Origin of the sequence: Paenibacillus sp. FSL H3-0329 (assembly GCF_037963285.1) — a bacterium.
Taxonomy (GTDB): domain Bacteria; phylum Bacillota; class Bacilli; order Paenibacillales; family Paenibacillaceae; genus Paenibacillus_AQ; species Paenibacillus_AQ odorifer.
Map to the genome: position 1 here is coordinate 3714907 of NZ_CP150150.1, position 15121 is coordinate 3730027.

General features: G+C 43.3%; 18 protein-coding genes. 6 read left to right on the top strand and 12 right to left on the bottom strand.

Going from position 1 to position 15121, the window contains the following annotated elements:
* Positions 1-390 precede the first annotated feature (390 nt).
* The 4 genes from NSQ66_RS16305 to NSQ66_RS16320 form a co-directional block, all read right to left on the bottom strand.
* Positions 391-783, bottom strand: coding sequence for a DUF2500 domain-containing protein (locus NSQ66_RS16305; RefSeq protein ID WP_036687780.1), 393 nt, complete (start codon positions 781-783; stop codon positions 391-393).
* Between the two features lie 193 nt (positions 784-976).
* On the bottom strand, positions 977-1153 hold the full coding sequence (locus NSQ66_RS16310) for a hypothetical protein (protein WP_169744776.1): 177 nt from the start codon (positions 1151-1153) through the stop codon (positions 977-979).
* 223 nt (positions 1154-1376) lie between these two features.
* Positions 1377-2666 (bottom strand): hypothetical protein, encoded by a 1290-nt coding sequence (locus tag NSQ66_RS16315; RefSeq protein ID WP_081390176.1) that lies wholly within the window; start codon positions 2664-2666, stop codon positions 1377-1379.
* A gap of 30 nt (positions 2667-2696) precedes the next feature.
* Positions 2697-4079 (bottom strand): amino acid permease, encoded by a 1383-nt coding sequence (locus tag NSQ66_RS16320; protein ID WP_076142196.1) that lies wholly within the window; start codon positions 4077-4079, stop codon positions 2697-2699.
* Positions 4080-4251: 172 nt separating this feature from the next.
* Between NSQ66_RS16320 and NSQ66_RS16325 the strand changes: the two genes are divergently transcribed.
* Positions 4252-5175: an L-lactate dehydrogenase gene (locus NSQ66_RS16325; RefSeq protein WP_036687562.1), complete on the top strand. Its 924-nt coding sequence runs from the start codon at positions 4252-4254 to the stop codon at positions 5173-5175.
* 191 nt (positions 5176-5366) lie between these two features.
* Here NSQ66_RS16325 and NSQ66_RS16330 read toward each other — a convergent pair whose 3' ends face one another.
* The 3 genes from NSQ66_RS16330 to NSQ66_RS16340 form a co-directional block, all read right to left on the bottom strand.
* On the bottom strand, positions 5367-6338 hold the full coding sequence (locus NSQ66_RS16330; RefSeq protein WP_249267770.1) for a glycosyl hydrolase family 53: 972 nt from the start codon (positions 6336-6338) through the stop codon (positions 5367-5369).
* Positions 6339-6448: 110 nt separating this feature from the next.
* Entirely contained in the window at positions 6449-7354 is a 906-nt protein-coding gene (locus tag NSQ66_RS16335; protein WP_076106781.1) for a tyrosine-type recombinase/integrase, read from the bottom strand.
* A 28-nt stretch (positions 7355-7382) separates the two neighbouring features.
* On the bottom strand, positions 7383-8285 hold the full coding sequence (locus NSQ66_RS16340; protein WP_076099085.1) for a LysR family transcriptional regulator: 903 nt from the start codon (positions 8283-8285) through the stop codon (positions 7383-7385).
* 128 nt (positions 8286-8413) lie between these two features.
* On the opposite strand from NSQ66_RS16340, the gene NSQ66_RS16345 reads away from it, so the two are divergent.
* The 3 genes from NSQ66_RS16345 (at position 8414) to NSQ66_RS16355 (ending at position 12393) form a co-directional block, all read left to right on the top strand.
* A complete protein-coding gene (locus NSQ66_RS16345) occupies positions 8414-9736 on the top strand; it encodes an amino acid permease (protein ID WP_076142197.1) in 1323 nt (440 codons plus the stop codon).
* A gap of 198 nt (positions 9737-9934) precedes the next feature.
* A complete protein-coding gene (locus NSQ66_RS16350; RefSeq protein WP_036687569.1) occupies positions 9935-10891 on the top strand; it encodes an alpha/beta hydrolase in 957 nt (318 codons plus the stop codon).
* Between the two features lie 188 nt (positions 10892-11079).
* Positions 11080-12393 (top strand): PQQ-binding-like beta-propeller repeat protein, encoded by a 1314-nt coding sequence (locus NSQ66_RS16355; RefSeq protein WP_076142198.1) that lies wholly within the window; start codon positions 11080-11082, stop codon positions 12391-12393.
* 6 nt (positions 12394-12399) lie between these two features.
* On the opposite strand, the gene NSQ66_RS16360 is transcribed toward NSQ66_RS16355, so the two are convergent.
* The 5 genes from NSQ66_RS16360 to NSQ66_RS16380 are packed head-to-tail and all read right to left on the bottom strand — an operon-like array spanning position 12400 to position 14063.
* Positions 12400-12783 (bottom strand): spore germination protein GerPE, encoded by a 384-nt coding sequence (locus NSQ66_RS16360; RefSeq protein ID WP_076142199.1) that lies wholly within the window; start codon positions 12781-12783, stop codon positions 12400-12402.
* Positions 12784-12786: 3 nt separating this feature from the next.
* The gene (locus NSQ66_RS16365) at positions 12787-12963 is read right to left on the bottom strand and encodes a spore gernimation protein GerPD (RefSeq protein ID WP_111504304.1); all 177 of its coding nucleotides are present in this window, start codon (positions 12961-12963) and stop codon (positions 12787-12789) included.
* Positions 12941-13555: a spore germination protein GerPC gene (gerPC, locus tag NSQ66_RS16370; protein ID WP_076142200.1), complete on the bottom strand. Its 615-nt coding sequence runs from the start codon at positions 13553-13555 to the stop codon at positions 12941-12943. Before gerPC ends, NSQ66_RS16365 begins: the two co-directional genes overlap by 23 nt.
* 42 nt (positions 13556-13597) lie before the next feature.
* On the bottom strand, positions 13598-13825 hold the full coding sequence (locus tag NSQ66_RS16375) for a spore germination protein GerPB (protein WP_076142201.1): 228 nt from the start codon (positions 13823-13825) through the stop codon (positions 13598-13600).
* A gap of 13 nt (positions 13826-13838) precedes the next feature.
* Entirely contained in the window at positions 13839-14063 is a 225-nt protein-coding gene (locus NSQ66_RS16380; protein ID WP_036687577.1) for a spore germination protein, read from the bottom strand.
* 114 nt (positions 14064-14177) lie between these two features.
* Here NSQ66_RS16380 and NSQ66_RS16385 point away from each other — a divergent pair, with 114 nt between their 5' ends.
* Positions 14178-14636, top strand: coding sequence for an Hsp20/alpha crystallin family protein (locus NSQ66_RS16385; protein WP_036687578.1), 459 nt, complete (start codon positions 14178-14180; stop codon positions 14634-14636).
* Between the two features lie 220 nt (positions 14637-14856).
* On the top strand, positions 14857-15024 hold the full coding sequence (locus tag NSQ66_RS16390; RefSeq protein ID WP_169744777.1) for a hypothetical protein: 168 nt from the start codon (positions 14857-14859) through the stop codon (positions 15022-15024).
* Positions 15025-15121: the final 97 nt, after the last annotated feature.

A 15121-nucleotide genomic window follows, 5' to 3' on the forward strand; every position in this document is an offset into this window, starting at 1 on the left:
GTAAACGTCCGCTCAGAAGGCGCTATCGGACACAGCCGACCTTATTCGCGATATTAATCCACTTTTGGGATTCTATCGGACCCCAAAGCCCCTATTGGCCCGCAAAGCACCGATTATAAGCATCTTTCTAATGAATAGCTGCATTGGAGTCCGAAACTAGGCTCAAAAGGCTGTGAAATTACAAATAACGTCATCTGGGTCCGTAAGGTAAGAGGGTAATGAATATCTGACACTTAATAGATGATCGCACCTACAGTGAGCTTTGAGCGCTACGGGATCAGTGAGCTTTGAGAGCTACAGGGTCAATGAACTTGAATTGTACATAACCAAAACGCAAAGCAGCGATCCTCCATTAGCATGAGGATCGCTGTTTTGATTTAATACAAATGACTACTCCGCAGTTGAGTATTGTGGCTGTCGTTGGAATCCATGATATCTAGTTCCTTGATAAGTAAGCATTCCTCTATCGCCTTCTGCGCTCAAGCCATATTCATGGCCATCTACTTTAAATTCCATGCGACTGCCGCCTTCCAGCTCGTACGTTAAATAGTAAGTTGTACTCGTACGAGTTGAGCCATTCTCTTCCTGAAGCTGCTGCTGACGTACTTCAGTCCGTTTGCTAACGATATGTGCAGGGATTGTTAGTATGGGTGAGCCATTGTTCCTGCCCCATTGAAGCAAGCCCCTGCCTGCTGATATAGCAAGAATACCAATCATAACAACGATAAAGATCGGCATCACCGTTCCGGCAAAATCAAACATCCACGAAAGATCCGGGCCCATTCCCATGACAGTTTCCCCCTTCTTCCCCTTGTAATTCAGCCTAATTGCTGCGTTCTGGGTACTTCTGTACATGTATATGCCTCATCTAGTCCAGAAAGCATTAAATAAGTGAGACTAGATGCAAAAAGACCACTTCGTTTTCTTAAAAATCAAGAATTCGAGTGGTCTCTATACAGAGTTTTCAGTAATTAAATTAAGCATGAACTAGGTCTAGCAATTTCTTAGTTTCGTCTGTCTGATCATCTAACATTCCATTTTCAGCCCAGCAAGCTCTGCATTGTTCTTCAGTTTCACAAAGATGAGCGTCATCACAGTTGTAGCAAAGTTGCAAAAGGTTTCTTGTCATATAATCTGTTTCGAATGTTTTCATTGTAATCTCTCCTATTCGATGTCTGAGTTTGTGAAAATTTGAACTTGTTTTCTATGTGTTAAATATATCACAGGATTCTTTAAATGTCATGTGATTTTTTTCACATTTATAAAGAAAATTTTAAATAAGTTTTTTCCTTATATTCAATCATTCACAAACAACAATAAACCCCCACTCTGCTAACAACAAAAGAACCTACCAACAGGCAGGTTCTTTTTCCTTATTACATTACGCGCCAGCTGATACCACCATTCGTAGTCTGTAACAGTATCGAGCGCTTGTCCTCTTTTTTCTCAATCAAAAGCCACCCCACCTCAGTGGAAAAAAACTGCAGCTTTACAATCTCCGGATATTCCAGAAGTTTAGATCGCAATACACTACTCTCTTTAAGGGGCAACCACGTAGCTCCTTGATCAACCGTATGGTAAAGAGTGTCGCCGAGTATGGTCCAACCGATCTGTGAGTTCAAAAACGTCGGAGTAATTTGACGATTGACACCAGCTTGTGCGTTCAATCCAAAGGATGCAAATTTCCAGTTAGCACCTCCGTTAGCTGTAAAATATCCATGGTAGGCGATTGTTTTTTCTTTATCCTTTTGGCAGCCAACAGACATCCAACCAGTAGACTTACTGGTATCGAAGAACTCCGGTTTGCCCGTAATTACTCGGTCACAATCCTCTAAACGTTCGTTAACCAGAAAAGCTGGCCCGAGGCTCCAACTCTTACCGCCATCTTTTGTCATAAAGATTTTGGGAAGAGCACCTGTCTGCATTGTCACAAATCCATGTGTACTATTGCGAAAAATCATTCCAGTGGTGACGCCGGCAAACGGTATCGAATCATTAGGGAAATTCGGATTGTATTGCTCATTCTGCATCACTTCTTCCCAAGTGGCCCCACCGTCTGTCGTTGAAAAAAGTGCCTTGTTCTCTTTATTGGAAGAAGCGTTCCATGAGGTCATCAGCCAACCCCGTTTGGGTGAGTTGAAATATACAGAGGATACTGTATTCACATCTCCTAAAGATGAGATTTTCCAGCTTTGGCCACCATCTGTGGTTCGCAGCACAATCGTTTCTGTCGCTCCAAAAGCACTTCTTATAATCCAACCATGAGATGGATCCGTGAAGAAAATCCCCTTCCCATACACAGGGTTGGAGAGGAACTGCACATTTGGTGCTGGTGAAATATTAGCCCAAGTTGCTCCGTTATCCCGGGTTAAGTACAACCGGAGTTCGTTTTTGGTAACCCCCCAGGCCAGACCTTCACTTTCACTAAGCAGCTGAAAATCTGTAAGACGAGTCTGAATTTGATATTTCGGAGCACTATCATTGTCAACATGATTCGCGTCTGGAGTAATCAGGGTTATCGTCTGTCCTTCTTCAGGTGCCTCTGTCGGCTGGGGCTGCTGAGTAGGTTCCGGGGGAGGAGATGAACAAGCCGTGACCACCCACGCTAACAAAATCAACATCAATATTAATCTTATTCCCTTCAATCCAGCAATCTTAGATGCCAATAACCTCTCTCCTCTCGGATGGATTGAATCTTATTTATGATTCAAATTACTATTACGATAGCCGTATAGTGCATAGATTAGAAGTCCAACAACTGTCCAAATTAGAAAACCAATCCATGTCTCACTTCCTAGATTATACATCAAAATACCACAAGTTGCCGCACTTAACAGCGGAATGAAAGGTACCCATGGAACTCTGAACCCTCTTTTTAAATCCGGATGAATATATCTAAGCGCGATTACCCCTAAAGACACTACAAAAAAGGCAAACAATGTTCCTATGCTTGTCAGATTTGCCAACCGGTCCAGTGGGATGAAACCCGTTAACACGGCTATTAAGATGCCTACCATCCATGTGCTTCGTACAGGTACCTGTGTTTTAGCATTAATCTTAGATAAACTTATTGGCAGTAGGCCATCACGTGAGATGGCAAATAACAGCCGGGTTTGACCGAATAACATCACGAGGAGTACTGTAGTCATTCCCGCGATGGCTCCAACAGAGATCAGACCGGCAATCATATCCTGATTTACAAAGCGAAGCGCATAAGATACAGGATCACTAACATTGAGATCAGTATATGGAACAATACCTGTTAATACGAGTGAGACAAGAACGTACAAGACAGTGCAGATAGCAAGGGATGAAATAATTCCAATCGGCAAATCGCGTTGGGGTCTTTTCACCTCTTCTGCAGCGGTTGCTAGCGCATCAAAACCTATGTAGGCAAAAAACACTGTGGCCGCGCCATTGATCACGCCATGGTACCCAAAGGGGAGAAATGGAGTCCAATTCTCTGGCTTCACATAGAAAAATCCAGTTACGATAAATAGAAGCACCACTGCTATTTTGATAAAGACCATGATGGCGTTAAAACGTGCCGTTTCTTTCGTTCCCCGAGTCAGTAAATAGGAAATTAACAAAATGATGATTACTGCAGGCAGATTTATTATTGTACCCGCTTCCGGATTATAAGCCCCCGATAGTGCGGTTGGGAGATGTATCCCAAAGCCCTCTAATAACCCCTGAAAATACCCTGACCAGCCACTGCTTACAGCCGCTGCGGCAACTCCGTATTCCAAGACGAGATCCCAGCCTAAGATCCAAGCTAATAGTTCTCCAAAGGCTACATAACTATAAGCATAAGCACTCCCGGAAACAGGAATGGTCGAAGCAAATTCCGAATAACATAATGCCGAGAGCACACAGGCAAACGCCGCCAGTAAAAAAGAAATTATAAGACCAGGACCTGCATGTTCTGCTGCGGCAACTCCTGTCATTACAAAAATACCTGTGCCGATAATGGCTCCTACCCCAAGCATTGTTAGATCCAGGGCACCCAACGTCTTGTTTAACTGCGTCTCCTCAGAACTTGTGGGTATGTTTAGAGCCTTTTTACGAAATAAATCCATCCTTACATTCTCTCCTGTCTAGTCTTGCTAAGATAATGAAATAAAAATCACATTTTAGTATGGCCTTAATTAGGGTAATGCATTAAATAAGATCAGCTTGAAAACACTACCGTTAACGATTATGATGGACAAGATTGAAACCAAAAATTTGAAATATTAAGGAGATGGAGACATGGCCCCCCCAAAACCCAATCGGGTCGTAGTTATCGGTACTGGAGCAGTTGGTACAACTACAGCCTATACATTATTGTTACGTAGACGTATGCCCGAACTCGTACTTATTGACGTTAATCATCAGAAAGCACTTGGCGAAGCACTGGATATGAATCACGGCATGCCTTTTGTCGGTGGTGTGAAGTTATGGGCTGGTACTTATGAAGACTGCCGTGAAGCAGATATCATTATAGTAACTGCCGGTGCATCACAAAAACCGGGAGAAACCCGGATAGATCTGCTTCGTAAAAATATTTCAATTTTTAAAGATATCATTGAAAAAATTACAAAGTATAACCAACATGCCATTCTACTTATTGCGACTAACCCTGTAGATATTCTGTCTTACGCGACTTTGAAAATAAGCGGGTTTGACCGCAGACGTGTAATTGGTTCTGGTACGGTACTTGATAGTGCTCGTTTTCGCTATTTGATCGGTCTTCACAAAGAAATCGATCCTCGCAGTATTCACGGACAGATCATCGGTGAACATGGAGATTCAGAGCTTCCGGTTTGGAGTCTTGCGAATGTAGCTGGGATTGATCTTGGTTTTGACGAAGCAGAACGCGAAGAAATCTTCCAAGATACCAAGAATGCAGCCTATGAAATAATTGATGCCAAAGGCTCAACCTCTTATGCAATAGCGCTTGCACTGGACCGAATTGTAGTCTCCATTCTTCATAATGAAGGCGCCGTGTTGAATGTTTCTACTTTATTAAATAACTATAACGGGGTTTCGGATGTCTATCTCGGTGCACCTTGCGTAGTAGATCGCTCGGGTGTTCGACAGGTACTGGACCTCCCACTCAATGAAACCGAACAGGCTTTATTCCAGAAATCCGCTGAGAAGCTAAAAGCAGAAATAGCTAAGCTAGAATTGTAAGCGAATCTGGCTGGAAACAGCCCTTTTTGACTACAAAAGACACAAGAAACCGTCCTTTTTATATGTGGAGCGTTGCCTCCACTATGAAAAGGACGGTTTTTAATATAACACGAATTAACTTAGCCTGCCAATGACAAAAAGATCCTTTAGCAGGCCAGGCTCACCTGAAATTCCGGATCTTTTTTATCAATTTATTTAGTGATAGTTTGCTTATAGTATTCTTTGAGAACTTGTTCGGCTTTTTTGCCATAAATATCAAAACCACGGTCAATGGAAGCCTCTTCTAAGTCATACAATTTCGTGCTCCAATCCCACCAGAAGTAACCGGCAAACCAAGGTTCATTCCAGAATGCTTCCAGCGCTGAGCGATAGAAGTTGGCCTGTTCATCTTCTGAATATGGTAAGTCTGTGTATGTAAAGTCCCATGGCATGGTGGCACACCCATGAGCACTTCGGCAGCCAATCTCGATGAATACGAGAGGCTTGCCAAATCGCTCAGAGAGTGACTTAAGCCGCGGTTTCTGCCGCTCCCAACCAGCCAGCATATTCTCATAAGAATCTCCCGGCACTGAAGCTACCGGATAATAAGCGCTGGTTCCGATAAAATCCACCTCATCCAGCCACTCGATTCCTTCTTCTTTGCCATGATTGGCATTATAAATGATCGGCCCTGTATAAAGATTGGTGACCTCTTGAATCAATTGTCTCCATTCCGCAGTTCTAGACTCTGTGCCGACCATTTCGCAGCCGATACAGAACATCTCACATTCAAGTTCTTCCGCCAACTCTGCGTAGTGTTTAATGAAATTAGTATAAGAACGGAACCATGCTGCCCAATAAACATCTCCCTCTTCCGGAAATCCAATCCTAGCTCTCCAAATGCCATCCCTCGAATTCACTACAGGTTTAAGACAAACTTTAAGACCAAGCTGTTTTGCCAGTTGTACCGCATGTGTGAGATCACGATCAGTCACCGTGTAACCGTAATCATAATGAATTTCTGTTGAATGCACAGTGTCTTGCCATGTCCAAAAAGATAAGGCAATCCATTCACTACCTGTCTCTGCCAGCTTTCTCATCGAATCTTCTGCATATTCTGTACGGTATTCACCTCGTTTTGATCCCCAGCCATAAGTCATCCCTTTTAGAAAAACATTCTTCACGATTAGGACCTCCTATAAAACTCTTAATAACTGTTAGAATAAATCAATACCGTTATAATAACAAGTTATTTTTTGTTATCGATTTTCTAAGGAGGTTGCTTTCTTTTCAATCACAGCTGGATTTGTAATTTAGACATGGCCTCTTCCTTCTCACGACTCGTGATATGTGTGTATACGGTTGTAGTCTGGATCGAGGAGTGACCTAGCAGTTCCTGTACGGTACGCAGATCTGCCCCTTTTCTCAGCAGCATGGTTGCAAAAGAATGTCGGAGCTTATGGCTTGAATACGGGCGTCGCTGTGCTGCTGGCACATCCCTTTGGAAACGATCGAAGGTATCTGCTGCGATTTGCTGAATGCCTCGGATAGACAACCTGCGTCCTTTTTGTGAAATGAACATCGCTTCCTCTTTACTGCGCCAAGGGTCTAACCTTTCTGCTAACGCGGAGTCGAGAAAAGGCACTACATCCTCGGGAACCGGCACATTACGCCATTTACGCCCCTTCCCAAACACACGGAGGGAATGTCTTTCTACATTATAATCACTCAAATTCAGCGTGTGGACTTCCCCCACCCGAAGCCCCATATAGGACATCAACAAAAAAACTGCTAAATTACGCTTTTTGTATTTACCATCTATAGAAGATAAAAACCGCCCCAGATCACTTTCATCTAAGTAAACCGGCTCACGATTGATCTCAGTTTTGGATTTCTTAATTCCGGCTGCCGGGTTGTTCTGTAGTAGTTCCAGCTCAATCAATGCCTTGAAAAAACAGTTAATCGCAGCATGCTTCCGGTTACGAGTGGCATCACTCACTCCACGTTCGCGGACAGAGGTCAAAAAGGAAATGACATGCAGCTTCTTCACTGTCTCAAGCTTTTTACCATTCAGACTGTCTAAAAACTGTTTCACATCTACTAAATAGGATTTTTGCGTATAGGGAGTGTACCCGGCATCCTTCATCCAGATGAGAAAGGCCTCCAGCCCTTCTTCGTAGTCTTCACACCACTCATTCATGCCTTAGAGCCTCCTTGTTAATGTTGATCTATATTAGACTTCTCCATTGCTCAGCATGTTTTTTTATTGCAAGTAAGAACTCCGTAAGCACGGGCGATTTCCATTTTTTATGATGATAGGCGATCTGCGTCGCCACACGCTGTGATTCATCATTCCAATTTAATCTGGCAAGTTTGCCTTCAGCCAGTTCATTTTTTACAGTAATTAATGGAAGAAAGGCAATGCCAAGATCAGCCATTACACATTGCTTTATCGCCTCGATACTCCAAAACTCTAACGTGGGGTCAGGAAATACACCGTAACTGTTCAAATGCCGTTCAAATAAAGTCCGGTAGGAACAGCCAGTTTCGGTATGAAGTATGGTCACTCCTTTTAAATGAAGGGGTTCTACCTCAGCAAGGTTTAATAAGGGATGATCTGGTGCTGCGATCAGCGTCATCGGCTCATGTACTAATGTTTCTATATTTAAATCTTTATCTTCCGTCTCAGGTTGCAATAAGAACGCTAAATCCAGTTCACCCGAACGGACAAAATCTGATAGTTCCCAGCAAGCTCCAGGCTTCAGAATAATTTGCACCTGCGGATATTTAGCGCGAAACTCCTTAATAATGCCTGGTAAGCGAAAAGCAGCCAGAGATTCAGGAGCCCCAATCCGCAAAGAACCCGTTAGTTCACTATCCGAGCGTAACGCGTCCTGTGCTAAATTGTGCATTCTGGATATTTCCTGTGCGAACGGAAGCAAACGACGGCCTGCGTCGGTTAGAATAATCTTTTTACTGATCCGATCAAATAATGGCTGGCCAATTTCAGACTCTAGTGCTTGGATTTGTGCAGTAATACTGGACTGTGCATAATCAAGCTTCTGTGCTGCTCTAGTAAAACTGCCCGTCTCCACTACCACTAAAAAGGTAAAAAGATGACGTGACTCCATGAATTTCCCCCTAAATGAAAATGAACCATCGGAATATCGAATGGATACTATTCAAAAATTCTGTTTTTCCAATGGATCTATTATCTGCTACTCTAGAACAAAAGACAAGGAAAGCAGGATAAAAAAACATGAAGGAATCCGGTTCAAACACTTTACAAAAAAACATTGGCATGCCTCAGGCTATTGCCCTTTACATCGGGGCTGTGTTGGGTTCTGGGGTCTTACTTGTTCCTGGTTTAGCTGCAGAAATGGCGGGTCCCGCTTCATTACTGGCGTGGGGATTTATGTCGTTGCTGATTTTGCCGATGGCCTTATCAATGGGTCTGCTCTCTGCTAAATTCCCTAACGCTGGAGGCGTGTCCCATTTTGTAACGCTTGCTTTTGGTCCAAAAGCTGGCTCACTGGTGGGCTGGTTTTTTCTGATGTCCGTTCCGATTGGTGCACCTGTTGCTGCACTGACTGGAGCGGGTTATATGACAGCCGCTATGGGCTGGGACGAATCTGCGAGAATTACTATCGCCGCTATTATGTTGGTCATTGGCCTGATTACGAACTGGATTGGCATGCACGTCGCTGGAAAGGTACAGATAGCGGTAGTAATAGCGATTGTTGCTGTGCTGGTCTTCTCCTTTGCTACTGCACTGCCCCGCATGGAAGTCGAACACTTCACTCCCTTTGTCCCACATGGATGGATGAGCATTGGCCAGGCTGCAGCAATCTTATTCTGGTGTTTTATTGGCTGGGAAGCTGTTTCACACCTATCTGAGGAGTTCAAGGACCCACAGCGTGCCGCCGTTAAAGGGGTCACCATCGCCGCTATTATAGTAGGGATTCTATATTTTCTCTCCGCACTAGCAACTGTTGGTACACAAAGCTACCTCAAAGGTGGAGCAAGCACATCACTCGTCTGGATTATTAGTCAGCCTCTTGGGCGCTGGGGAGGATTTATCGCCGGACTTACCGGTCTGTTCATCTGTACAGCCACGATTATTGCCTATGCAGGAGCTGCCTCACGTGTGGCTTATGCTTTATCCCGCCAAGGCTCTGCGCCGAAATGGATGGGTAAAATATCCAAACAGTATCATACCCCTATCGGTGGCATAGCTTTTCTTCTGCTCTGTTTTGTATCGGTGATGACACTGTATGGCAGCGGATCCATCTCCATCACCACTCTGATTCAGTTTCCGAATGCTACTTTTATCCTGACTTATATCGGAGGGTGTGCCGCAGGGATACGCCTGCTCAAAGGAAGTCGCTTAGGTGTGACGATAAGCTGGATTTCTTTTTTAGCAACAGCTGCTGTGTTTCCTTTTACGGGTTGGGCGATAGGCTATCCGCTGCTCATCACTTTGGTGTTCGTTTGGATTATCCGTAATAAAAGTAAACAGAGGATAAGTGTCACTGAGGAAATTAGTCGTGGAATGCATGAGAAACAACAAAAGGTGTTGTAAGGCTCTAACTGCGTTTGAACCTCTCCCAAAGGAATAGTTACACTGGTGTCCGAAACCGTGCTCAATAGGCGATAAATGTGCAAATAGTGTCAAATCTCTAACTAGTCGTAAACTGGCATTCGTTTCAGCAGCTGCTTAGATGGTTATGGAATGAAGAGGGTATACTAGACTATGACCAGTCAAAGGAGACGATAAATCATGCCAAACAAAACTAAGATCATTCTTGAGCCAGCAGCTCAAAAATTTGCCGATGATAATGCGAAACCTCCCTTTCTACCTGACCTTGGGCCAGAAAAAGGTCGTGAAACGGTAGATAGCGTACAATCCAGTGATATATATAAACCGGAAGTTGATATTGAAGATCTAATGGTGCCAGGTGGACCTAACGGTGATGTTTCCATACGAATCGTTCGCCCCCCTAGCTCCTCATCAGCATCGTTGCCTGTTATCCTGTACATTCATGGCGCAGGATGGGTGTTTGGGAATGCCCATACCCATGATCGCTTGATCCGTGAACTAGCTGTCGGAGCGGAGGCCGCTATTGTTTTCCCAAATTACAGCCTCTCCCCAGAAGCTAAATATCCTACAGCTATTGAAGAAATCTACGCAGTTCTCAAGTGGACAGCTGAAAAAGGAAGCGAGCACGGATTAGATACTAGCAAGCTTTCTATAGCCGGAGACAGCGTCGGTGGGAATATGGCAGCTGCTATTACTCTCATGGCGAAAGAACGGAGTGGACCGAAGATAGCGAAACAACTACTATTCTATCCGGTAACGGATGCCTCGTTTGATACTGAATCCTATCATGAGTTCGCCGAAGGTTATTTCTTGCAGCGGGACGGCATGAAATGGTTCTGGGATCAGTATACCACTGACCCTGAGGAACGAAATCAAATCACTGCCTCTCCTCTTCGGGCTAACCTAGAGCAGCTACGGGATTTACCAGATGCACTGGTTATTACTGGTGAAGCAGATGTGCTAAGGGATGAAGGTGAAGCTTATGCCGCCAAATTGCGGGAAGCTGGCGTGAATGTTACGGCTGTCCGCTTCCAAGGCATCATTCATGATTTTGTCATGCTGAATCCTTTAGCCGAGACTCATGCTAAAAAGGGAGCTATCAAGTTAGCGACTACATGGCTTCGTGAAGGTTTCTAAACAAATCAACTGTTGACATATTCTTTTACTAGGCGAATTGGTTCTCACAAGAATTTTGTGCGAAACTGATTCGTCTTTTCTTGTTAACATAATATTTATTATGTTAACAAGTGTATTTTTACAATTGAGAAACAAATATCTATTCCCTGCGTCAATATATTATAAATGATCTATAAGGAGCTAAAATCGTGAAATATGTACCGTTTATCCTAAAGACCGTTATAGCATCCTCCTTGCTCGTATCTGGAGCTGGTGTATATTTGCCTGGTGCTCAAGCAGCAGTAACAACCCCTGCCTCCTCTTCAACAACCGTCGACTCTATCACCACAATTAAACCCTTATGGCACGACAAGGCAGATGGTCAAGGAATTTATAGCCAACAGGCCCCTATTGCAAATGGATTATTCTATTATTCATCAGGCGGGACACTAAAGGCCGCCGATCTCAGTACAGGCAAAGTTAAATGGTCCTACAAAAACGGAACAAATCCTGAGATTATAACGAATAACTCGGTTTTCTTTATCACTTATGAGGGTTATCTTGTAAAAGTTAATGCCCAAACGGGGAAATTGCTTTGGAAGGTTAAGGCTGCCAAAGATCCGATTGAAATCGGTGCTTTCGCGGAGTTAGTTAACGGAGTGTTGTACTTCCGGAACGAGCATGGTGGAATTGCAGCTTATCACCCGGTTACTGGTAAAAAAATCTGGGAGAATAAAGACATCCCTATGTATGTAGGAAGTATCGACGGCCTATATAACGGGGTATTGGTAGTATCCAGTACTGTTGATAATAGGCGTACACAGTTTTTCGGGCTCGATCCGGCTACAGGCAAGAGGTTATGGAGAATTCAGGGATTTTATAGCTTTGTTGCTTACCGGGATGGTGAATTATTACTCCGCGAACAAGCAAATGCTGCAAATGATGCCTCTAACGAGCCTCTTAAAGGCTATCAGTTGACCTTGGTACATGTTGATGTTAAAACTGGAAAAGCGAAGACCAAAAAGAACTATAAACTGCTCGAAGATGTCAGTAGACTCGGTAATTATTTCACATCACTTCAAGGCTCGTATCTATATACAGTCGATGGAGGTTTAGACCAATGGGGGGGTCATCCACTATACCGCTTTACCTTAGGTCAAGAAACAGCGAGTGAACCCAAAAGTTATGAGGAGTACGGAAATTGGGTGGCTGGTCCAGTAAATAACATGGCTTTTTTCCAAAAGGATGCACAGATCACTGCCGTTCAAATGAACGATAATCGCATTATTAACTTCAACGGGCCGGACAGTCCTGCGTTAAGCGTTCAATCTATGGGTAAGGGGCTATACGCTGGCTATGAGAATGGCTACTTCTATATCATAAATGCAGAAACAGGAAAAACACTTGGCAAAGTAAAAACTGGAGCACAACAATACGGTAAACTATTCAGTGCGAATGGTATTCTCTACATCCAGACGGAGCACAATATATTCGCGATTTCTCTGCCAAAAGAATTAAAATAGTTGTTGTTACTCCTTATCTTTTGCAGCCATTTCTCGTTTAAACTCAATGGTTCGACTCTCCAGATGAACTGACCCGCTGTTTCCAATCTGGAAGGTCGTGCCAGACCCAATCGACAGAATTTTGATATATTGTATATTAATTGTTGATTCCGCGGAATCCTTTAATATCACAAATTCATCCACTTCATTCCCTTGGTTTGTCCATACAGGGATAGGAATGTCTATAAGTGTAGTATCTTTCGTGCGATTATTAATCTCCTTTATGTTAAAAAGGTAATTCTCCTTGCTTCCCAGGAATTTAGATTGAACCCGGCCTACAGATCCACATATAAAAATAGAACTGTCAGACAGATTGTTGATATAGACATCTTGTATGCGTGAGGTGTGCATAGGTTAACTGCCTTTTTTGACTTGATCTGGAGCGCTCTGAGTATATTCTATTACGCTGTCAAACGCCGAGGAGCAATGAATGGATTGAGTATCCCCTACTAAAAATACTGATGAACCCGAGATCGAAACGACTTTCACTGCATTGACACTAATATCTCTATTGATCACCGTTATCTTCATTCGTCTCCCGCCTTCCGGTTATATTTATTTCCAAATGCCGCTCTACTGCCATAACGATATCTCGTTTGATTTGCTCTACAATAGAAGCGCATTCCTCATCAGTGTATCCACGCCCTTCTTCTGTGGCAGGGAGTTGGCTTACATACTCGTTAATCCGTCCATCCATCTGATTCAGCAGATCCTGAGTCACCATTTGGATATATTGCTCATCAATGCTTAAATTCTTCTCTTTTTCTAAACGTGAAAATTGCGAGGGAACCTCTTCTTGCACATACTTCAGAATCTGTGGGCGAATCTGATCCGATAAGGCAGTTGTACCTACCTCCTGCTCTCCAATAGATTTACCGTTGATCATCGCTTCATCCAGATTGTTCCCCTCATTCGGTGTAATGCCTATATTTAAAGTGCCTTCCAGCTTTTCGATTTTTAATTGTTCAAAATGATAATTGATAGGTCCTATACTTGCAGATTTATTGTTCTTTATGCTGTCTACATCGCCTTGCAAATCTCGAAGTTGCTTCTCTAGCTGTTGGATCTTCTCCGCTTGCAATCTTAGTGTATTAAAAACCTGCTGAGCATAATACGGATGCATACAACCCCCTCCTATGGTTTATTGTATGCGGGGACAAAGAGCCTAATTCAGTTGTGCATATAGTTCTGCCGCTGGCGGCAAGGACACAAGGGGTGAATCCATTTTTTCCGCTGGAGGTGTTGAAGGCGATGATGGAGCTCCAGAGGTCTCATAATTATGAGACAAAGTATTGATTCGTCCCGATGTACCAATCTGAAGAACCGAGGAATTAGAGATAGTACCGATTTTTAGATTATAGATCGATATGCATTGATATACCGTAATGTTCATTTAAACCCCACCCTTAAGGAGGTGATACTTGATCCACCACATCTGAATCCATCGTATTTGTACTGCTGGCCGCATTATTCGTTATATTCGTACCTATGGAGTCACCTATGGAGAAGGAGTTGGCACCGGCATAAATTTTAGAGTTGCTGCTCAGGATAACGGATGCCGTATTTCCTACTAAGACTGTGGAGCTGGGGCCTACGCTATTGATTTTAATATTGCCGATGATTGAAACCACCAAACCACTCCTCCTTTCGGAATGATAAGCTATTCTATGTAGATATTCGCCCAGATGTCACTGAATAAGTCAAACGCCCATACAATGGATAAAAACCGTAGGAGGCGCAGAGCTATGAGTCCCAATAAGACGAACCCTTTAGATTGGATGAATGAAGATCCTTTTTTTAAGAAAAAGTTATCCTTGAAAGCTCTTGAAGAGCAGTGGAAGTTGGATCCTAACCAAATTGACGGGTATGTCGAAAAAGTCATCCGAGAAGCAACTGCAGCGACCTCCTCTTCATTTATGAACGAAACCTCAAGTTTAAGCTTTGAGCATATCGACACTCATAATCACCTGATTACCAAAATTCGTATTCCGAGCGGAATCCACCCCGAAAGTATATGGGCACAAATCAATCGCACACAAATTAAATTAACAGGTTTAGGAAAAGATCATAGCGAGATTATTCAGCTGCCAGTTCCCGTCATTCCAGATCAGAGCAGAGGCACTTATAAGCAAGGTTCCCTGCAATTCAGAATGGCTAAAATGTCAGCGGGAAGATTCAAAGATATCGACATCCGTTATTTATAAAATATCCCTTTAAAATCCACCTGTTTTACTCGTCCAAGTGCCCCATTCCCCCTAAAAAAACGCCTTAAAATCAAAACAGCGTATAATTTAAGTTATACGCTGTTTTTTGAGAGCGTTTTTCAGCCCTTTTTCTTCTGATTTTCTATTCTTTTCACTCTTCGAACTTTAAGTTCCTCTTGGTCATAAGATGGAGTATTAAGAGTAAAGGTGGGGTCAAATCATGTCAAAAAACAAACGCGGCAAAGCACTTTGGCGCATTCCCTCCCGTGCCAGAGGAACATGTCCGATCTGTGGCAGCACACGTATTAAGCTGTTGTACTTCGGGAAAGGCATTTCAGGTGAAAAGCTTAACGTATGTAAGAAATGTGATGGAAAGCAAAAGGCATGAAAGCATTTAGCAGATGATTCACAGAGCGGATTATCAAATAAAGTGCGACCTTAACTTCGAACCTAGGCTCGACAAAAAAGCTATCGCACTTTGCTTG